The sequence below is a fragment of the Acetatifactor aquisgranensis genome (assembly GCF_943193215.1).
GTDB classification, from domain to species: Bacteria; Bacillota; Clostridia; order Lachnospirales; family Lachnospiraceae; genus Acetatifactor; species Acetatifactor aquisgranensis.
This window is the reverse complement of record NZ_CALPDH010000017.1, coordinates 38,249-58,345: the sequence shown is the minus strand read 5'-3', so window position 1 is coordinate 58,345 and position 20,097 is coordinate 38,249. Positions and strand designations below refer to the sequence as shown.

General features: G+C 52.0%; 15 protein-coding genes. 1 reads left to right on the top strand and 14 read right to left on the bottom strand.

The window, feature by feature from the left end; genetic code table 11:
• Positions 1–93: 93 nt before the first annotated feature.
• From NFS35_RS15385 to clpB, 6 genes are all read right to left on the bottom strand, one after another.
• Positions 94–795, bottom strand: a complete 702-nt coding sequence (locus NFS35_RS15385) for a polysaccharide deacetylase family protein (RefSeq protein WP_251208013.1) — start codon at positions 793–795, stop codon at positions 94–96.
• A gap of 120 nt (positions 796–915) precedes the next feature.
• Positions 916–2,514, bottom strand: coding sequence for a glucosyltransferase domain-containing protein (locus NFS35_RS15380; protein ID WP_251208012.1), 1,599 nt, complete (start codon positions 2,512–2,514; stop codon positions 916–918).
• 96 nt (positions 2,515–2,610) lie between these two features.
• Positions 2,611–3,852 (bottom strand): 6-phosphofructokinase, encoded by a 1,242-nt coding sequence (locus NFS35_RS15375; RefSeq protein ID WP_251208011.1) that lies wholly within the window; start codon positions 3,850–3,852, stop codon positions 2,611–2,613.
• Positions 3,853–3,959: 107 nt separating this feature from the next.
• Complete coding sequence (locus NFS35_RS15370; RefSeq protein WP_251208010.1) at positions 3,960–4,133, bottom strand: DUF4250 domain-containing protein; 174 nt, start codon at positions 4,131–4,133, stop codon at positions 3,960–3,962.
• Positions 4,134–4,235: 102 nt separating this feature from the next.
• On the bottom strand, positions 4,236–5,324 hold the full coding sequence (locus tag NFS35_RS15365; protein ID WP_251208009.1) for an LCP family protein: 1,089 nt from the start codon (positions 5,322–5,324) through the stop codon (positions 4,236–4,238).
• A 193-nt stretch (positions 5,325–5,517) separates the two neighbouring features.
• On the bottom strand, positions 5,518–8,100 hold the full coding sequence (gene clpB, locus NFS35_RS15360) for an ATP-dependent chaperone ClpB (protein ID WP_251208008.1): 2,583 nt from the start codon (positions 8,098–8,100) through the stop codon (positions 5,518–5,520).
• A gap of 211 nt (positions 8,101–8,311) precedes the next feature.
• Between clpB and NFS35_RS15355 the strand changes: the two genes are divergently transcribed.
• On the top strand, positions 8,312–9,406 hold the full coding sequence (locus tag NFS35_RS15355) for a hypothetical protein (protein ID WP_251208007.1): 1,095 nt from the start codon (positions 8,312–8,314) through the stop codon (positions 9,404–9,406).
• An 83-nt stretch (positions 9,407–9,489) separates the two neighbouring features.
• On the opposite strand, the gene NFS35_RS15350 is transcribed toward NFS35_RS15355, so the two are convergent.
• The 8 genes from NFS35_RS15350 to NFS35_RS15315 form a co-directional block, all read right to left on the bottom strand.
• Positions 9,490–10,416, bottom strand: coding sequence for an OmpA family protein (locus tag NFS35_RS15350; protein WP_251208006.1), 927 nt, complete (start codon positions 10,414–10,416; stop codon positions 9,490–9,492).
• Entirely contained in the window at positions 10,400–11,569 is a 1,170-nt protein-coding gene (locus NFS35_RS15345; RefSeq protein ID WP_251208005.1) for a MotA/TolQ/ExbB proton channel family protein, read from the bottom strand. Before NFS35_RS15345 ends, NFS35_RS15350 begins: the two co-directional genes overlap by 17 nt.
• Positions 11,570–11,851: 282 nt before the next feature.
• A complete protein-coding gene (locus tag NFS35_RS15340; protein WP_251208004.1) occupies positions 11,852–13,879 on the bottom strand; it encodes a glycoside hydrolase family 127 protein in 2,028 nt (675 codons plus the stop codon).
• A gap of 183 nt (positions 13,880–14,062) precedes the next feature.
• Complete coding sequence (locus NFS35_RS15335; RefSeq protein WP_251208003.1) at positions 14,063–15,694, bottom strand: type 2 periplasmic-binding domain-containing protein; 1,632 nt, start codon at positions 15,692–15,694, stop codon at positions 14,063–14,065.
• Between the two features lie 126 nt (positions 15,695–15,820).
• Entirely contained in the window at positions 15,821–16,708 is an 888-nt protein-coding gene (locus NFS35_RS15330; RefSeq protein ID WP_251208002.1) for a carbohydrate ABC transporter permease, read from the bottom strand.
• 27 nt (positions 16,709–16,735) lie between these two features.
• Complete coding sequence (locus NFS35_RS15325) at positions 16,736–17,680, bottom strand: ABC transporter permease (RefSeq protein ID WP_251208001.1); 945 nt, start codon at positions 17,678–17,680, stop codon at positions 16,736–16,738.
• A gap of 300 nt (positions 17,681–17,980) precedes the next feature.
• A complete protein-coding gene (locus tag NFS35_RS15320) occupies positions 17,981–18,997 on the bottom strand; it encodes a glycoside hydrolase family protein (protein WP_251208000.1) in 1,017 nt (338 codons plus the stop codon).
• Between the two features lie 164 nt (positions 18,998–19,161).
• On the bottom strand, positions 19,162–20,052 hold the full coding sequence (locus tag NFS35_RS15315; protein WP_251207999.1) for an AraC family transcriptional regulator: 891 nt from the start codon (positions 20,050–20,052) through the stop codon (positions 19,162–19,164).
• Positions 20,053–20,097 lie beyond the last annotated feature (45 nt).

The window sequence follows — 20,097 nt, the reverse complement described above, 5'->3', positions numbered from 1 at the left end:
GCATATCACGGTTATATGCACTTCGGCACCTTTTTGTCCGCTCACTCCTATCATAACACAAAACAGCGTGATTTACACTATCTTTTCATCCAATTAATCAAACAAAATCTCCTCCACCGTCACAAATGTATACCCCTCCTCCAGCAACTTATCGATAGCCTTCAGCGCTGCCGTCACGCTGGTATCATAATAATCATGCATCAAAATAATGTCGTTCTCCCCGGTCTTGCTGACGATTTTCTCTGTAATCCGCCCCACGTTCCGGGAACTCCAGTCCAGCGGATCCACGGTCCAGAGCACCGGGAACATATTCAGCTCCTTCTCAAAGCTTTTATCCCAGGAACCATAGGGAGGCCGCACATACTGTACTTCCTCCCCGGTGATTTCCTTCAATACTTCATTGGTCTTGATTAGTTCTTCTTTGAATTTCTCCCGGTTGCTCTTGGTCAGCTGGATATGACTGTATGTATGATTTCCAATTAAATGCCCCTCTTCAAACATTTTCTCGATAATATCCGGATGTAATTCCGCATGCTCCCCCGTTACGAAAAACGTAGCTACCACTCCACGCTCTTTCAATCCGTTCAACAGCTGCTCCGTATAGCAGGGGTGCGGGCCGTCGTCAAAGGTAATCGCAATCTTCTTCACGTCCGCCTCCTCCAGCTGTTCCTCCTCCCCTATCCGCACAATGCCGCTGTCCGTCACCACCGCCCCGCTGCGCATCCCGTATAAACCTAAAAAAAGCAATCCCGCCATCAAATCTAATAGTAGGATTGCCGTCGTCATTTTCTTCATATCAAATCCTGGTCCCCGTCATTTCCTTAGTGCAGTATATGCGCTTCGAAGCATTTCCATTCACAGACCCTTTCGTCCGAAACCTCCTTGCCGGCGAAAAGCCGACTCAGTCCTCATCCGTCAGAATTCATTCTCTCCCAGCTTGACAATCACATAATCGTCAAACTCCCTGACCGATCCCTCCAGAGGCCACACAGGCATGTCCTCACTGTCCTCATAAGCAGCAGGCAGCAGCTCCGCGTCCAGCAGCGAAAGATGCCAGATGCCCAAGGTCTCAAGGAAGCCCAGAATCCGCCGGGAACTATGATAATAATATGGTTCAAAATCATAGTCCAGCTCAAACGCAGACATGATGACGTAAGTCCAGCATTCCTCCAAGGTATAACAGGCATTGTTAAGCTGCGCCGGCCTGCGCCCGATGAAGATGACCCCTTTCTCCTCACTGACAATAGACGGAATATCGTTCAGTTCGTCCACTATCATCGCCGCTATCGCCTCATCCGCTTTCCCAACCACATCCCTGGTGTAGAATATCCTCATGACAGGCATGAGATTGAGATAGATCATGCAGCAGCCGGCAGTCACCAGCAGTCCTCTCCCTGCCTTTTTCCAATGGGATTTCAGCTCCTCAGATATGACCAGGCTCCCGAACAGCCACAGCACACCGTTCGCCATAGGAAGCACTATCTGCGTCCGATTGGCCGGAATCGCCCCTGTCACAAATGAAAGGTAAAACGGGGAAAGAGCCACGCCCAGCAGCCCCAGCCCATACCAGGCAGCTTTCCGGCGATACCTGATTGCCAGAATCACCAGCGCCGCGAGCCCTATCCCGCAGCATAAGTCATAGGCAATCGTAAAAAAAGCCCCTCTTGCCGTTACCACATGCAGTATATTCCTCACGATATAGAGAAGACAAGTCCTCCAGTCCTCTGTCCGCCATAAAACCTGAGTATCAAGATAATTGCTCCCTGAAAAGAAAATCTTTGCAATCAGTTCATAAATCCCCAGGGCAGCTATAAAATGAACCGCGCTATGGCAGATAAACGAAAAAACAGCTTTTCTTTCTCCTTTCTGCGCATATATGTACAGCAGGAAAATGCCCAGATAAAGGCACAGCTGCAAGGGAACGAGACTCTGGTATGACCCGAAAGCGATGACCGCAAAGGGAATGGACATAAGAAATGACACCCTGTTCCTTTCCCGCACCGCCCGCACCAGGTACCAGTCCGACACCAGCAGAAGCACCATGGCCAGCACGATTTCATAGGCCACGAACTGAAAGGCGAACAACTCCGCATAGGTGGGATATACCGCAAACAGCAGCATGAACGGCGCCAGAAAGGAAGCCGTCAGCTTTCGCTCCACAAAATGGAACAGGTATCCCGCCGCCATAGCCGCAAGCCACAGACCGGCCAAAAACAGCATCCCTCCCAGATAGGGATTGTACCAGTTCATCCCCAGAATCCGGTTCATCAGAACCAGCCCGAACCGTCCTGTCTCACCCCAATTATAAAAAGTGCCCGGATTGTTCACGAAGACTTCCTTGTCAATATAAAAATAATTGGAAAAGGCCTGTTCCCCATAGACCAATGCCAGAAAAGCAGCCATCCCCGCTGCCAGAACGAAATGCGTCCTGATGAAAGACGCAAATCCCGCCCAGGGCTGCCCGGGCATATTCCGCCATCTTTTCTCCTCTGTTTTCTCCGTTGACATTTCCATGGCAACTTTCCTCCTGTCCATAACGAAAGCCATTTACAAAAAGGCACCCGCCAATCCCAGCGGGTGCTTTCTTTATCAAATTCCTGTAATATGAATCTACTTTTTCCTGAGCACCAGATGCTGAGGCAGACCATTGACCATGAACGGCTGGTAATCGCCATGGATCAGGGGCTCGATGTAATCGATGAACTCCTGGGTCACGTAGTTGCCGTCCCTGTTCATCCAGTTGCGGGGAACCAGCTTCTCGTGGTTGGCGATTCTGTGCACGTCATAGATGCCTGCCGCGCTCTGGTAAGGATCGTCGGAGACGCGGTCGATGACCACCATCTTGCCGGTATCGCCCTCGTCAGCCGCCTTTACAGCCGCACCGCCTACCATGAACGCCTCGTCCACGTCCACGCGGGACGCCATATGGGAAGCGCTCCTCTGAAGGGTGGAGAACTCGATGCTGCGGGTCTTGCAGCCAATCTCCGCGCCCAGGAAGCCCGCCAGATAAGCGGCCGTTCCCTGGAGCTGCTTATGGCCGAAAGCGTCCACATATTCCGCGCCGCCGCCCAGCTCGCATACATATCTGCCGTCTTCCACCTTGATGCCCTCGGATACGGCGATGACCACTGAGTTCTTCTTCTTCAGAAGCTCCTTGGTATTCTTCAGGAATTTATCGATATCGAACACGGCCTCGGGAAGATAGATGGCATCCGGGCCCTCGCACTCCTCTGTCTTGGCCAGAGCGGTAGCGCCGGTGAGCCACCCTGCGTTACGTCCCATGACCTCGATGATGGTGATGGAATCTTTCTTGTAGTTCAGGCCCAGGGCATCGCGGATGACTTCCTTTGTGGAAGCGGCGATGTACTTGGCGGCGCTTCCGAAACCGGGGGTATGGTCGGTAAGAGCCAGATCATTGTCGATGGTCTTGGGCACGCCCAGGAACTTCTGGGAATGTCCCTTGAGAATCGCATAGTCGGACAGCTTCTTGATGGTATCCATGGAGTCGTTGCCGCCGATGTAGATAAAGGCCTCAATCTGCAGCTTGTCCATGATTTCGAACAGTTTCTCGTAAATCTCCGGGTTCTCATGAATCTCCGGCAGCTTATACCGGCAGGAGCCCAGGAAAGCCGACGGAGTCCTCTTCAGCAGCTCGATATCGATATCGGAATGAATCTGAGTGGACAGATCCACATACTGCTCGTCCAGAAAGCCCTGCACGCCGTGAAGCATTCCATATACCTTGTGGAAGCCTCTTTCCTTGGCCGTCTTGTAGACGCCTGCAAGGCTGGAGTTGATGACAGCAGTAGGGCCGCCTGACTGACCTACGATAATGTTACGTTTTTTTGCCATTTTTAAATCCTCCAAATAAAATTTTTGCAAGTCGGATTTTCCGACATGTAACCGTATTATTCACCTGTTAAATCATATCAAAAAAAAAGGAAAATTACAACAGGAAATTACACAAACTGGTTTCTTTCTTCATCGTAAAAATAACCGATCTTCTGCAGCCTGTCCATGATTTCCTGCCTGTCCGCGTCCAGATCCCCGCACAGGGCGTCCAGGCTGTCATAGAAATCCCTCAGTTTCGTATTCACGAAGCTGAGCAGCATGACCGGGTCTGTGGGCAGCATCCTCCTCACCTCCTCTTTTTTCCCTCTGTTTCTTCATCCTTATTTTACCAGAGGTCCTCCCCATTGACAAGAAAAAGGAGCGCCGCGGCGCTCCTTTTCTTGTCACTCAGTCAGATAAGCCTCCGTGTCGGCCTTTATCTTGTTCTCGTACTCTTTCACGTTCTCCGTGACAGTATAATTCTCGTCGCCGAACAGGAATTCATGCAGCCATACCACATTGTCCTCAAGGCTCTTCGGCACGATACAGCTGCCCTTGGCGCCGATATTGCCCACAGTGCGCATGCCCTCCTGGGGAATGGCATTCTGCTCCACGATGCTGTACTTCCCGATATCCGCCAGCAGATCCAGGATATCGCCGGAATCAAGGCTGGTATAGATGTCGCCTATACAGTCGTTGAATACCTTGGTCAGGGTCACCAGATCCGTCTTTTTTGCCTGCTCCTCCAATGCCATCAGGACTTCCCTCTGCCTGGCGGTACGCTTGTAGTCATCCCCTCCGCCATAGCGGATTCTGCAGTATGCCGTGGCCTGCATTCCGTTCAGCAGCTGATAGCCCGGTTCCGTCACGGGGGTGTAGTCGCACTGCAGCACATTGGAAATGCCTATCTGGTAATTGTTGAGATGGTGCACTATCTCTTCGTTTTCCACATTGATATAGATGCCTCCCAACCCGTCCACCACATTGCGCAGACCCTTATATCCCACAGCTACGAAATCCGTGATGTCCATGTCCAGATTCATATTCAGCATCTTCACCGCCTGCTCCGCGCCGCCGGAAAAGTATGCCTGTGTAGCCTTCCAGTAATCGTCATTACCCAGATTCAGGTATGTATCGCGGTAGACGCTGACCAGCCTGATATCCCCGGTATCCATATTCACACTGGCAATCATGATGCTGTCGCTGTGGCTGCTCTTGTACAGCTGGGAGTCGTTCTCCGCATCCAGACCGAACAGGGCGATGTTCCGGTAGCCCTGCATGGTGCCGCCCTCCTCCTTGAGCTGCTGCACATTTTCATGAATCTCCAGCACCTGGGGATCCAGTTCCGCCATCTTTGGCCCGTCGCTGGATTTATGCATGACCAGATATAACACTGTCAGCATTATCAGGATAATAACGATTTCTATGCCGAACAAAATCAGTTTCGTCTTGCTCCGGCTCAGTCTCCTTTTGCCGTTTGCACCTGCTGCCATATAAGAATCCTCCTCATGTATATTTCATTTTCTCATTATAAAGGAAAGAATTTAGGATTTTATGAAGCGATTTCTTAAAAATCCTTAAGAAATTCCGTGAACTCCGAAAAACAGCAGAAAACAGCCCCCTGCGGCGGTTCCTGCCGCAGAGAGGCCTGCATGCCATAGCTTTTCCTTAATTTTACCGTTTTTACTAATACTTTACAGAAGCTTTTAAGGCTCCGTCCTCCAAATCTATCAACACGGTGTCGCCGCTGCCTGCGCCGTCCGAAAGTATCAGCTTCGCCGTCAGGGTCTCCACGTGCTTCTGGATATACCGCTTCAAAGGACGCGCGCCGTACACCGGGTCGTAGGCATTGTCCACGATGAACCGCTGTGCTTCCTCCGTCAGCTCCAGGCCCAGATCCCTGTCCGACAGCCTCCGGTTCAGGTCGGCGATAATCAGATTCACAATGCCGCCGATGTTCTCGCGGGTCAGCGGCTTGAACAGGATGGTCTCGTCCAGCCTGTTGAGGAATTCCGGCCTGAAATGAGCCCTCAGCTCGTTCATCACCCGGGCTTCGGCTTCCGGTTCGATCTGGCCGTCTGGCCGGATGCCCTCCAGCAGGAAGCCCGCACCGATATTGGAGGTCATAATCAGAATCGTATTCTTGAAGTCCACCGTCCTGCCCTGGGAGTCCGTGATGCGCCCGTCGTCCAGCACCTGCAGCAGCACATTGAACACATCCGGGTGAGCCTTCTCAATCTCATCGAAGAGCACCACGCTGTAGGGCTTGCGCCTGACCGCTTCGGTCAACTGGCCGCCCTCCTCATAGCCAACGTATCCGGGAGGCGCTCCAATCAGCCTGGACACGGAGTATTTCTCCATGTATTCGCTCATATCGATGCGCACCATATTGTTCTCGTCATCGAAGAGGCTCGCCGCCAGAGACTTGGCCAGCTCCGTCTTGCCCACGCCGGTGGGGCCCAGGAACAGGAAGGAGCCGATGGGCTTGGAGGGGTCTTTGATGCCGGCTTTGGAGCGGATGATGGCCTCCGTCACCTTGGTGACGCCCTCGTCCTGGCCGATGACCCGCCTGTGGAGTTCTTCGTCCAGATGCAGGGTCTTGTTCCGCTCGCTCTCTGTCAGCTTAGTCACGGGAATCCCGGTCCAGCGGGATATAATCCGCGCAATCTCGTCGTCGGAGACTTTCTCCCGGACAAGGGAGCGGTCCGTGGCGCCCGCCTGCTCCTCCTGCTCCAGCTGCTTCTTCAAAGCGGGCAGTCTGCCGTAGCTGAGCTCCGCCGCCTTCTCCAGGTTGCCCTCCATCTGGGCAATCTGAATCTCGCTGTTCACAGCGTCTATTTCTTCACGTAATTTAGACAACTTCTCCACGGAAGCTTTCTCATTGTCCCACTGGGCCTTTCTGGAAGCGAAATCCTCTTTCTGCTCCGCCAGTTCTTTCTGCAGATTCTCCAGACGCTCTTTGCTCAGGCGGTCGTCCTCCTTTTTCAGGGCTGCCTCCTCAATCTCCATCTGCATGATTTTGCGCTGCATCTCATCCAGTTCCGTGGGCATGCTGTCCAGTTCCGTCTTGATCAAAGCGCAGGCCTCGTCCACCAGGTCGATGGCCTTGTCCGGCAGGAAGCGGTCTGAAATATACCGATTGGAGAGCACTGCCGCGCTGACCAGGGCATTGTCCATAATCTTCACGCCGTGGTAGACCTCATAGCGCTCCTTGATGCCCCGGAGGATGGAAATGGTATCCTCCACCGTAGGCTCCTCCACCATCACAGGCTGGAACCGCCGCTCCAGGGCGGCATCCTTCTCGATATACTGCCTGTATTCGTCCAGGGTAGTGGCGCCGATGCAATGCAGCTCGCCCCGGGCCAGCATGGGTTTCAGCATATTCCCGGCATCCAGCGCGCCGTCCGTCTTGCCCGCCCCCACGATGGTGTGCAGCTCGTCTATGAAGAGGATAATCTGGCCGTCGCTGCTCTTCACGTCCTCCAGCACCGCTTTCAGCCGCTCCTCGAACTCGCCGCGATATTTCGCTCCGGCCACCAAAGCGCCCATATCCAGGGCGAAAATCTTCTTGTCCTTCAGCCCCTGGGGCACGTCTCCCCTGACGATACGCTGGGCCAGGCCTTCCACTACCGCAGTCTTGCCGACACCGGGCTCGCCAATCAGCACGGGATTGTTCTTGGTCTTCCGGGAAAGGATGCGGATAATGTTGCGGATTTCCGTATCCCTGCCGATGACCGGATCCAGCTTCTGGTTCCTGGCTTTCTCCACCAGCTCCTGGCCGTATTTCTCCAGGGTGTCATAGGTGGCCTCCGGGTTGTCGCTGGTCACCCGCTGGTTCCCCCGGACGGTGGACAGGGCCTGGAGGAAACGCTCCCTGGTGATGCCGTATTCTTTCCAGATCTGGGCGATTTCCCGGTTGGGATTCTTGATCATGGCCAGGAACAGATGCTCCACGGACACGTATTCGTCCCCTAACTGACCAGCCTCATCCTCCGCGCTTATCAGCACCTTGTTCAGGTCCGCTCCCACGTAAGCCCGGCCGCCCTGGACCTTGGTGCGCTTGCCTATGGCCTGCTCCACCCGGTTCACGAAGTGTTCTTTCTGAATCTCCATCTTCTCTATCAGCTTCAGAATCAGGCTGTCCTCGATGGTCAGCAGGCTGTAGAGCAGATGCTCCTGCTCGATTTCCTGGTTCCCGTACTCTAATGCCAATTTCTCGCAGCCTTCCACGGCCTGCATTGATTTTTGCGTGAATTTCTGTATGTTCATGTCATAGGCCTCCTAAATTTTTGTTCTATAACAAATATAACATCATTACGGCAAAGGTCAATAAAGAAAGCATAAAATTATGCTAAAATATTTCCATTTGCTCCATTTTATCATATCTCTGAAAAGCGGACAAGACACTGACAATTCATGGAAAAACTTTTTCCGGTAAAATGCCCACGACAAACGCATGAGTAAATAAAATGTAAACAAAATGCTCTGGAAGACACAGCATGGATGCACGTCCAGGGCATCCTCGCTCCAGGCCGCGCAGAATCTGAGATGGAGTGCTAAGGGAGAGGGTATTTTCGATAATCCGAATCCCGATGGGTGGACGTACAGGGCGAATGCTTATGTCTACTGTCCTGACGGAAGCTGCAAGAAATTCAGCGGTCCCCTTATCAGCCAGTCAGGCACCGTCACCTTGGATCTCTATCATTATTTTGACCAGTCAGGCAGTTATTCCTTTGAAATCGAGTTGTTGACAAACGACTCTTCTGTACGGTCAGAGTGCAGCGAAACTTTCGAGTATCAGAAGCCAGACATCCGGCTTCCGAAGCCCATGGTCAGTGTAAACGAGGCCGGCATTGTCTCGTGTACGCTTGCAGAGGGCGGGGAGGGATATGTTCTGGGGACGGATTACGGATTCAACTACGAACTGTGGGCCGGAGGAAAACGCGTCTTCCAACAAGGGCTGAATGAAAGTTCCATCAACTTTAGCGGAAGCATGTCGTTAGACTATGTCGTTTATGTAAGGGTCTGCACCATAACCAGGGACGTCACGAAATATGCGGACAGCGAATGGTCGGATATGATTCCGTTAAATCCTGGCGCCGCCAGCCAGGAGCCGGCGAAGACGGCATGGGAGTTCAATCCGGCTGACTGGGGGCTTGCGGCTGATGTCCTGGAGCAGTATATAGCTTATCTGGAGAAACAGTATGCAGCCCAGAGCACAGAAGTGCCGGCTTTCACCACAGACCCGCAGAACGCCTACGATGTCACTGTGGAGAATTCCGAGCAGGGATATCTGTGCTATCTCGCCTTTAAGACCGTATTGGGAGATTACACTATCGGCAGGACCTATAATATCTGTCCCAGCGGAATGGCGGACAGCAAGGCAAGGATTACACTGACGATTCCTCAGGAGCTGCAAAAGGCCGGCAGGACGTTCCGGATGATCTGCGTCAACGAAGACGGACAGCCTATTGTATTAGCTGATTTGGATTCCGCTTCAGATACTGTCACTTTCGAAACGGATGCCTATTGCGCATTCGCGTTGGTTTATAAAGATTCGGCAAGCGCCAGATAACAGCCAGAAAAGGCACGGAAGCGCGGCATATGGAGCCGCGCTTCCTTTTTGCTTTCAAAAGACATCCGGAGCCAAACCGCAGTCTATTGTCTGAGCACCTCCTCAATCTTTTCAATCATCTCGTCCTCCTTGAGCCTGAACTTAATCTCCACCCGCCGGGAGGCCGCCATGTCCACCTGGTCCGTGGGGTTCCCCTGGGCGTCGGTCACATAAATCGGCTGGCTGAAAGAGCGGCCGTTGACCGTAAGGATGCTCTTGAGCTGCTCTATCTTCTCCTCCGTGAGGCCGTTCTTCGAATCCATGCAGAATCTGGCCACGGAGTAGGCCCTGTTGTAAGACAGCTCCATATTCGACTCATAGGTGCCGTCCGTGTCTGTATGGCCTTCGATGATAATCTCGGCTATATACTCCTTGAACTGATCCTGCATCAGCACATCCAGGTACATGGGGATAATCTCCTGCAGGGTGCTGCGGCTGTCCGCGGACAGCGCCGCGCTGTTGTACCGGAACAGGACGTCAGAGGAAAAGGTGATGGAGCCGGTCTGGGCGTCCACGCTCATGGCCGAATTGTTGAAGGCGGTCTGCAGGGCTCCGATGATGTCCGTGCGGATGCCGACGATATCCTCCAGTTCCTGCTGGGTAGCCGTCAGTTCGTTCCTGGCGTTCTCAATCTCCAGATAGGCCTTGTTCAGTTCATCCTGGGTCAGGGCCGCATTGGCGTAGGCCTGCTGGAGCTCCGCCAGGGAACTGGCCAGCTCCTCGTTGGATTTCTCGATGACCGCCCTGTACTCCTCCAGATCCTTTTTGGCCTCCTCCAGCTCCTGCCTGGCGATTCCCAGACTGTTCTGGGACTGCTCCAGGTCCACGGTCTTCTGCCTGTAGATGGCCAGAGTGATGGCGATGATCAGCACAAATATCAAAAGCAGCGCTGCCATCATATCCGAATAGGACTGCCAGTAACTGTTTTCCGAAAATGTCTCTCTGTTTCTTCGTCTATTTTTTGTCTTCATACAAAGTCCTCATCTGTTGAAAGGTATACAGCTGGCTGCTCACATCCTGGCTGATTTCCTTGCAGACACTCTCCAGTTCACGCCGCTGCTTCGCCAGATCCTCCGCCAGCTGCTCCTGCTGTTTGAGCATATGCGCCATGTTCTCCTGCATATGGCGGTTGGATTCCGCCAGGTCGCTCACCGCCTCCAGAAGCGCCTTGTTGTTCTCCGCGCCGGAAACCTGGGTCTGGGAGGCCTGCTCCAGGGCTGCGCCGAGATTCTTTAACTCGGTTCCCATCACGGACTGCAGCTGTTCCACAAAAGAGCGGGCCATCTGCTCCAGGGCCTGTGTCTGTTCCTTTGCCTCTCCCTTAGCCAATTCCAGAAGTTCCTTCATATAATTGGCCTGGTTCGCCTGGTATACCAGCATGGCGGCCGTATTCTCGTCGCCGGTGCTTACAGGCGGCGCAGCGCACTGCCTGAACGCGCCCAGAAAATACTCCAGCTTTCCGTAAGCATCCGCCATGATGCTGCGGTAGATGAAATTGAAAATCAAAGAGAAGATAATGCCGTATACCGAAGTGTGAAAGGCTACTTTCATTCCGGACAGCAAGGGCCCCACATTGTCGGAAATCGTATAGATGTCGTCTCCGCTGAAAGAGCCAAGCCCCAGGGACAGCCCGATAAAAGTACCCAGGATTCCCAGTCCGGTCATCGTGCCGGAAATGGCGGAATTAAAATGGCTGCTGCCCACCCTGTCCAGAAGCTCTTCATTGATGTAATCCTCTATATTACAGGAGCTGGCATATCTCTTTCCCACCCGGCTGCTTCTCATCTGCTGCAGGAATCTGTCAAAGGCTTTCTTCAGGTTTTCCTCCTCGAAGAAATCCTTATCTTTCTCCAGCTCATTCCACACATTCTGGTTTCCCGCCTTTTTATAAGCTTCTTTCAGGTCTCCCGCGGCATCCTCCAGCTCGTCCGTAAGGCGATTCAGCCGCATGAAGCTGGCCGCCGACATGACGAACAGGATACCGATGATTCCCAGAAAGGCGCCGTTGATGACCAGGTTGCTGACAGATTCGATTTCTCCGGTAAAAACACCGTTGATGCTCAGCACGAACGCCACCATGGCAGCATAGACAATAAATAGACCGTAAAACAATCTGCTTTTCATTCGTTCCTCCTATTCTCCTTATCCTCCGCCGTCCAGGTCACACAGACCCTGTAGTGGAGGTAATCCGTTTTTAATAGGAATCAGCTCCGCGACCTGCGATACCCTTTACCTCATCCCTGGTTCCAAATATAGAATACCACATTCCGGACGCTAATGGAATCCCTATTCAGTTAGAATGTCCAGAACAGATTCTTTTTATGAAACACAGACAACCCGAGACATCTTCTGCCCCGGGCCGAATTATAACCTATATTTCTCTCATTTCTCACGAAATCCCATCACTTACTCAGCTCTGATAAAGACCTGCATCTCTCCTTCCCCACGATTCGCCCACGTGTAGTAGGGCACCCATTCCACAACTGTTTCCTCGTATTCAGGTTTTTGGTATTCCGCATATAATTCAGTTATTTCCCGTGTTTTCATCCGCAGTGCCTTAGTGGATATGCCTGTCACGGGCGCGCCTACCTTCTCTGTCATATATTCAGCAGGCTCCGGATTCTCCGCAAGGCGGTACAGATGCAAGTCTGCCCCATTGTCCGCCTCCTCCATGCAGTATACGACAGGCCCTCTCGTCACGGCTACCTTTGCGATATCTTCCCGCACTCTTGAGTCTGCTGCCATGATGCGCACTTTCATAGGGAATTCCAGCTCCAGACGGTCACCGTCCTTCCATGTCCGTCTTACATACAGATAACCATCCCTGACATTCCCGCCTTCCATCTCCCCGACCACTCCGTTCACCATGTAAGAATCGCACCACCCCGGAATGCGGAAAGCAATCGTAAATTCCGCCTCTTTCTCCACCTTCACTTCCAGAGCTACTTTTCCGTCCCATGGGAATCCGGAAGTCACATGGATTTCGGCCTTTTTGCCGGCGAATTCTTTTTCCACCACACTCCCCATATACAGATGCACATACAGGGTGTCCGGCGATTCCGTATAGGCATAAGAAGCGATGGAGCTCAAAGTTCTGGCAATATTGGGCGGGCAGCAGGCACAGCCGAACCACTTCTGCCGCACCGGCTTTACATGGCGTTTCCGCGTATCCTTGTGACAGGCTTCCGGAACACATTCCAGCGGATTTACGTAAAAGAAGCTCTTTCCATCCAGCGCCATGCCGCTGAGGATTCCATTGTAGAGGGCTCTTTCCATTACATCTGCAAACCGGCTCTCCGCCTTTATCTCCAGCATTCTCCTCGCGAAGAAGACCAGACCGATTGCGGCGCAGCTCTCCGCATATGCAGTGTCATTGGGAAGGTCATAATTATAGGAAAAAATCTCCCCGAGGCTGTTGGCCCCGATTCCTCCCGTGATGTACATTTTCTCTCTCGTGATATTATCCCAGAGAGTCACGCAGGCCTCATAGAGCGATTCGTCGCCTGTCAGGCGCGCCACATCCGCCATGCCGGAATACAGATAGACCGCACGGACCGCATGGCCCACTGCCTCTTTCTGCTCGCGTACCGGAAGATGCGCCTGATAGTACCAGTGTCTGATATCCCCTTCCCTGCCTTTCTCCACGGTCTCCGGATGCTCCTGGTCATAGTAATACGGCCTCGTGCCCCTCTGCTCTATGAAGAAACGGCTCAGCTTCAAGTATCTCTCATCGCCGGTCTGCTCATAGAGGCGCACCAGCGCCAGCTCCGCCAGCTCATGGCCGGGATACCCTTTCTTCTTGCCCTCCTCCGAGCCGAAGCAGGAATCGATATAATCCGCATATTTTCTGGCTGCCTGCAGGAGCCTGTCTTTCCCCGTTGCCTGATAGTAGGCCACCGCCGCTTCCGTCAGGTGCCCGAAACAGTACAGCTCATGGTTGTCCCGCAGGTTCGTGAAAATATAGTCCATATCGTTTATGATGTAGTATGTATCCAGATACCCGTTCTCGAGCTGGGCCGCACACACGGCAGCGACCGCCTCGTCCACCGTCTTCTCCAGTTCCGGATCCGGACGTTGGGCCAGGGAATACGCCGCAGCCTCAATCCACTTGAAGAAATCGCTGTCCTGAAACCGATTGCCGTAGAACCGGTTCTCCATATGGTTCCTGTCCTCCGGGTGACAGGAGGGAGCAAGCGGCCATTTCACCGGCACATATTCTTTTCCAAGCTCTTTCCTCCTGACATTCATCTTCCCTGCGACCTTGAAATTATGCATACAGTAGCTGGGCTCCGCATCAGGAATCTGGTCGTTCAGCGCCTTCCACTGGTAAGGGATGACTTCCCTCCTCACCAGTTCCATCTCCTGTTCCCAGAATGCGTCCGTGACATGCGTCCTGCCCAAAGGAACAGGCCTGCTGTATTCTCTATCTTCCATCTCTCTCATCTCCTTTTGATATCTCCCTGCTGGTGGCCAATGCGATTCCTCTCCCCAAATCTCCCATGGCACAATAGAAAGGGTAAACCACTCATGCTCCTCTATGCCCTGACGCGCTTTCGTGCGCAGAAAAGGCAGACGGGCGATGAAACAGCACCTTCCCCCATCTGCCTTTCGCCTTAGCTACTCCATCAGGCCATATTTCTTAAATGTCTTCTCGGCATCCTCCAGCAGCTCCTGTCCTCCGGCTTCTTTCCATTGCTCCACGAAACCATCGTAGTCGTCTGTCTCGCCCAGAATGTACCTGCTGGTAAACTGATCTTTCACATTGTCCGCTTCCGCCTTCACTGTGGAATCCGGATTCAGGAAACGGTAATCTATCGCCCAGCGATCCGCGCCCATGAGCTGGCGCTTCATCTCCATGGCCCTCTCTGTCCAGATATCCACCTGCTCCGTAGACCCCACTGTCAGCTCCACCGGATATGACACGACCGCGTGTCCCCATTCACAGGCATTGCTCGAGCCGAACACGGTATTGTCAAAGTCGTCCTGCCAGGCGTAGACAGAGCCATCTTCATTTCTCACGTATCCCATCGTATCCCCATCGATTCCTCCTGCCCCGAAGCGGATATTCAGGTAATCGTCGCTCAGCCCTGCGGTCTTCTCCAGGAAGTCACATATGATGTCCATCTTTGCGCTGTCCTCGGCTGCAGCTGCGGATATGGAGCGAGGCGTATCAGAGAGCAGGTCAAGCGCTGGCAGTTTTCCGCCGCACATATCCATGACGGTCCATCCGGTGGCCAGGGACTCGTCCCCTCCGCCTCCCGCGGTCTCCATCATCAGGGCTTCAGGCGGATACCAGCAGACGCCGTAGATTCCCTTGAACAGATTGGGTTTCCTGTCTTGCCAGCCCACTGTATACCAGTCCGGATCGATCACCTTTTCATCTACCATCTTCTTCGCGAAATCCAAGAACTCTTTATAGGCTCCGTCCAAAATCGGATGGCTCACCTGGTTGTCATCCGTGACATAGAAATCAGGATTTCCATACATCAGCACCAGATTCGCCAACTCGCCGATTCCCTCGCCTCCTCCGGCCGACGTGAAGCCGTAGGTATCGTCCACGCCGTTCCCGTCAGGGTCGTCAAACGTGAAAGCTTTCATGACCTCCAGCAGTTCATCCGGATTGGTGGGCATTTCCAGATTCAGGTTGTCCAGCCAGTCCTGCCTGATCATGAACGACCAGATTTGACCTCCCGGCATCCCGCCCAGAGCCCTCAGCTTTCCGTCCTCCGTGGTGTAATACCCAATCTGATCCTCGCCCATATTCTTCAGCACAGAGGGAATCTTGTCCGCATAGACATTCCAGTCGTCTATCAGCACGCCTTCGTTATAAATCATGTCCAGCTGTGCCACATTCCCGAATCCAATCAGGTCAGGCGCGGCATCGGAATTGAACCTTGTCACCAGCTCGGTCTCCCCTTCTGTAGCGCAGGTAAGGGACCAGTCTCCTCCGAACTTTTGTTCGATATACGCTTCATAAGGGTCGTCCTGCGCCGGAGCGCGAGACGTCCAGGGACCTGTGATGAAAACCTCAATCTCCACATCCGATTCTCCCTCGGCCTCCCCGCCTTCATCCGCCTCCGTCCCTTCCTCCTCTGCGCTTTCAGCGGCATCGCTGCTATCAGCGCTCTCAGAGTTCTCAGGCTGTGAGCTTTCCTGGCTGTTCCCGGAATCCGTGTTCCCGCATGCGGCCATAGACAACACCGCACCCATAGTCAGCGCCAGCATCTGCATCATCTTCTTTTTCTTCATACTACCTTTCCTTTCTGCATTCATTCTGCATTCATTTTACCGACATTCCTCAGAGCGGCCGTCCCTGAAAAAGCTGTCATCTATTGTCACTGTGAATAGCAACCACCTGTCGACTGCTTTGGACCGTCAGCCCTTGACAGCCCCCATATATACTCCTGAAGTGAAATATTTCTGCAGGAACGGATAGACGCACAGGATGGGCACCGTCCCTATCATGGTCACCACCATCCGCAGCGATGTGTCCGTCTGATTTTTCATCATATCCACTTGAATGCTCGAATTGTAGCCCATATTCGCATTCGCGAATACGTTGCGCAGGAGCAGCTGAAGCGGATACAAATCTGTGTTCTTCTGCAGGTATATCAGGGCATCGAACCATGCGTTCCACTGCCCTACCGCCATGAACAGCCCCAGCGCCGCCATGACCGCCGTGCTCAGCGGAACCGCTATCTGCACCAGCATCCTGAGTTCCCCGCATCCGTCGATTTCCGCTGATTCTATCACCTCCTTAGGCAGGCCCGAGAAGAACTGCTTGAAGACCAGCACCGACCATGTGTCCACCATTCCCGGAAGTATCATGGCCCAAAAAGTGTCCAGCAGCCCCAGACCTTTCACCGTCAGAAAGGTAGGAATCATCCCCCCGTTATAGAGGACAGTGACCATAACCGCGAAGAGCATTCCCCTGCGTCCCGGCAAATCCTCCTTTGAGAGCAGATAGCCCATTATCAGCGTACAGACCAGCGTCACTGCCGTGCCTATGCCTGTCCGTAACAGGCTCACCAACAGCCCTTTCAGGTATGTATCGTCCCTGAACAGAATCCTCTTGTATCCCTCCAGCGTAGGCCTGTAGGGGATTACCATAAGGTTTCCTCTGGACATATATTCCTGCTGGCTGGTGAAGGACAGACCCGCCACGTAAATCAAGGGAAAGAGCGATACTAGCACTAATATGGCGACGACTGCCGCAATGACTGCCTGATATACCTTTTCTGTATTTATCTGTCTTTTCTTCATGATTTCCTTTCCTCTTTCCCCGCCGAATCACCATATGCCCAGTCCGGCGAACTTATTTGCCAGTTTATTGCTGATCAATACCAGAACCAGCCCCACCGAGGACTCGAAAACGGAGACCGCCGCCCCCAGTCCATATTTCATCTTTCCCAGCCCCTGTCTGTAGAGCCAGGTTCCGATGACGTCACTGACTTCATAGTTCGTAGGGTTGTAGAACAGCAGAATCTGTTCCGTGCCAGCCGCAGATAAGATAGAGCCCAGGTTCATCATCAGGGAAAAGACGATAATCGGCACAATCCCTGGCAGCGTGATGTAGCGAATCCTCTGAATCGGACCGGCCCCGTCCAGACGCGCCGCCTCGAACAGCTCCGTATTGATATTGGTCAGGGCCGCCAGATAGAGAATCGTGGACCAGCCCAGGCTCTTCCACACCCCGCTGCCGATCAGGATCGGCAGGAAGTACCTCTCCGACATCAAGAACTGTTTGGACTCGATTCCCAGCAGGTTCAGAAAGCTGTTGATATACCCCGTATTCTGGAACAGCACCTGGGCGATTGCATATACGATGACCCATGAGAAAAAGTGCGGAATATACAAAATGCTTTGGCTGATTTTCCGAAAAACCGCGCTGTTCATGTCGAAGAGCATGATAGACAGGATAATCGGAGGCACGAATCCGCATACCAGCCTCAGCAGGGAAATCCGAACCGTATTGAACAATATTTTCTTGAATTCCCGGGAATGGAACAGCTGCGCAAAATTATCCAGCCCGATGAATTCGCTCCCCCATATGCCGCCCTTAATCGTATAGTTCTTCGTGGCCAGCACGAACTGTAAAAAAATAGGCCAGTAGCGAAATACGATCAAGTAGGCAAAGGGGATAATTGCCAGCAAATATAATATCCTGTATTTCTTCATCCTGTGGAGGACCGTGTTCTTTTTCTTTCCCTGTACCAATGCCTTCATCTCTCCCATGCACCCCTCTTTCAAAAGCTTTATTAATATTTCCTTACTATAAACACATTATAAGCGAAGTAATTCTGTGTTAAAATGTACTGTTTCTGACTTTATGTGTCATAAACTGACCTTTTATTCATTTTGTCTTTCCTTTTCCTGTTTTCAGGCCTGTTATGCGCTTATTGCCTATATATTCCATACTTTTATTCACATAAACCACTAAACTTTATAGGAATAAAATCTCTAATCAGATTTTTTGCACTATAAATCAAACTTGCTTATTATACTATAATGTGTACTTTTAATACTTTTAAACATTCATCCGGAAACAGCAAGCGCAATAAACCGTTCATTTCGGCTGTTCACCGCACAGTAAAAATGGTAATTGATTCCATTTTCCCGGAGAAAGCATGATTTGTGGGCATGAACATCTTCCCAGGCAAATTCAGGCTCAATCAACGGCTTTCCCTCCCAGGGCGTCCAGCAGATCAAATCTCGGGAACAGGCAAAGGTGTTATAAGCGCCGGCTCCCCTGCGATATCGGAAATAAAGCATCACGTACAGATCTCCGATTTTCAGAATCTGAGGATCGCCGCAGATCCGGCCCTCCGGATCGTCCGTAATCTGATCCAGGGCAGGACCATCTCCATATCGCTCCCAATGAATGCCGTCTTCAGACACTGCAAGGTAGATTCTCTCCCTGTCTTCCCTGTCCTTCGCATTATAGAAATCAACATAAGGATATCCTGTCGCCCGGGCAGAATCTTCAAACGGAAAATGTTTGTAAATGGTCTTTTCTTCACCCGGCCGGCAATCGGCGTCACAGGGAGAGAGGATTGGTTCTCCCATCCTCCTGTAGGTAGACGGAGCCATGGGATCGGCGCACAGCACCATTCCCGTATAAAGCGGATCAGGTTCATAGCCATCCTGATTTCCTCCCAGATAGAAAAGGCAGTACTCTCCCCCTATCCGCTTCAGCTCGTGGTCCCCTTCAAAGGCAATCGGCATAAAAGCCGCATATCCCGCTATCTGGCGGGAATCCCACCTGTCGCTTCCATCTCTCTCCAGCACCGTGCCCTTATCCTCCCAATGCCGCAGATCCTTTGAGACTGCCAGATGCGTTTCGTATCCCGATGTACTGCACTCCTTTGAAATCGTGACAAAGTACATGCAGTAACAGTCATTAAGGCGGAATATGCTGGGGCTGTCTGTGAACTTATCCTCCAGCTTCATCACCGGACCGCATTTAAGCGGCGTCCGCAGTTTTTGATAAATTTCCTCCATCACCTCCGCCTCAATCAGACTGTCTTTCTCATTTTTTTGCCATGGAATCATTTCTTTTGCTCCTTTCAGGAAATATAAGAATATGCACATTATAAGTCAAATATCTGTACTAAAAAAATATGCTCTTTCTGATTTTATGTATCAAAAGCTGACTTTTTATATCCATAAAAAAACTGCCGTACATCACTCTGTACGGCAGCCCCTGTCATAATCGCCTATCTGCTGTTATAATGCGTCTTGTGGAACGCTTTGCGGTATTCGCTGGGAGAAATCCCTTCATATTTCTTGAAACGCTTGCTGAATGCTCTCACATCACTCATCCCCACCTGTTCGGCCACTTCCGTGATTTTCAGGCTGGTGGTCGCGAACAGATATTTTGCCTGTTGTATCTGCTGCTGAATCATGTATTGTTTGGGACTCTGTCCCGATTTCCGTCGGAACATCCTGATAAAGTACTGGGGATTATACCCAAACTGTCTGGCCACCTCCGCAATCTGAAGATTCTTGTAGCAATTGGCGCGGATATAATCATATATCTTATCCATCTCCGTCCCATTATCCAGAGATTCTATCCGAAGCTTCTCCAGATTGATTTTCCGGGTCACCTGCGCCAGCTCATACAATACCATTTCCATCATGATATCACAGGGACGTACAGGCGCCTCTGTCTTCTTATACAGGGACTGATAATACAGAAGCTGGTTAATCAATATAATTAACTGCACCATTTCTTCCGGATGACAGCGCTCATTCAAGACAGAACAGTCAGAATCCTGCTCGGACATCTGCCTTATGACCGGCAGGATATGCCTTTCCCCTTCTATGACCTCTTCCCCCTGAATCTGAAAATGAAGCCAGTAAAACGACACATCCCATGCCCCTTCTATCCCATAATGTTCTTCATCAGGAAATAGCAGAAAGCAATCGCCCTCCTGAAATTCCTTTTTCATTCCACCGATTTTCATCCAGAACCGGCCTTTCAGTACCACTACGAGTTCATAGTCATTCAGCGTCATCTTAGGGTGCGTCCATCTTCCATTGGACACAAATACCCCCCCGGAAATGTAAGTTGTTTTCGCGTCTCCACATTTTACGATATAGCGCATAACCTGGCTCCCATGGTTACAATGTCATTGTCCACGACTTTCTTC

Bases quoted from the DNA above. Each gene is read 5' to 3' on its own strand.
- NFS35_RS15340 (WP_251208004.1), bottom strand. From the start codon at position 13,879: ATGGAAGATAGAGAATACAGCAGGCCTGTTCCTTTGGGCAGGACGCAT.
- NFS35_RS15385 (WP_251208013.1), bottom strand. From the start codon at position 795: ATGAAGAAAATGACGACGGCAATCCTACTATTAGATTTGATGGCGGGA.
- NFS35_RS15355 (WP_251208007.1), top strand. From the start codon at position 8,312: ATGCTCTGGAAGACACAGCATGGATGCACGTCCAGGGCATCCTCGCTC.
- NFS35_RS15370 (WP_251208010.1), bottom strand. From the start codon at position 4,133: ATGCTGCCCACAGACCCGGTCATGCTGCTCAGCTTCGTGAATACGAAA.
- NFS35_RS15325 (WP_251208001.1), bottom strand. From the start codon at position 17,680: ATGGGAGAGATGAAGGCATTGGTACAGGGAAAGAAAAAGAACACGGTC.
- NFS35_RS15380 (WP_251208012.1), bottom strand. From the start codon at position 2,514: ATGGAAATGTCAACGGAGAAAACAGAGGAGAAAAGATGGCGGAATATG.
- NFS35_RS15315 (WP_251207999.1), bottom strand. From the start codon at position 20,052: ATGCGCTATATCGTAAAATGTGGAGACGCGAAAACAACTTACATTTCC.
- clpB (WP_251208008.1), bottom strand. From the start codon at position 8,100: ATGAACATACAGAAATTCACGCAAAAATCAATGCAGGCCGTGGAAGGC.
- NFS35_RS15330 (WP_251208002.1), bottom strand. From the start codon at position 16,708: ATGAAGAAAAGACAGATAAATACAGAAAAGGTATATCAGGCAGTCATT.
- NFS35_RS15335 (WP_251208003.1), bottom strand. From the start codon at position 15,694: ATGAAGAAAAAGAAGATGATGCAGATGCTGGCGCTGACTATGGGTGCG.
- NFS35_RS15375 (WP_251208011.1), bottom strand. From the start codon at position 3,852: ATGGCAAAAAAACGTAACATTATCGTAGGTCAGTCAGGCGGCCCTACT.
- NFS35_RS15320 (WP_251208000.1), bottom strand. From the start codon at position 18,997: ATGATTCCATGGCAAAAAAATGAGAAAGACAGTCTGATTGAGGCGGAG.
- NFS35_RS15345 (WP_251208005.1), bottom strand. From the start codon at position 11,569: ATGAAAAGCAGATTGTTTTACGGTCTATTTATTGTCTATGCTGCCATG.
- NFS35_RS15350 (WP_251208006.1), bottom strand. From the start codon at position 10,416: ATGAAGACAAAAAATAGACGAAGAAACAGAGAGACATTTTCGGAAAAC.
- NFS35_RS15365 (WP_251208009.1), bottom strand. From the start codon at position 5,324: ATGGCAGCAGGTGCAAACGGCAAAAGGAGACTGAGCCGGAGCAAGACG.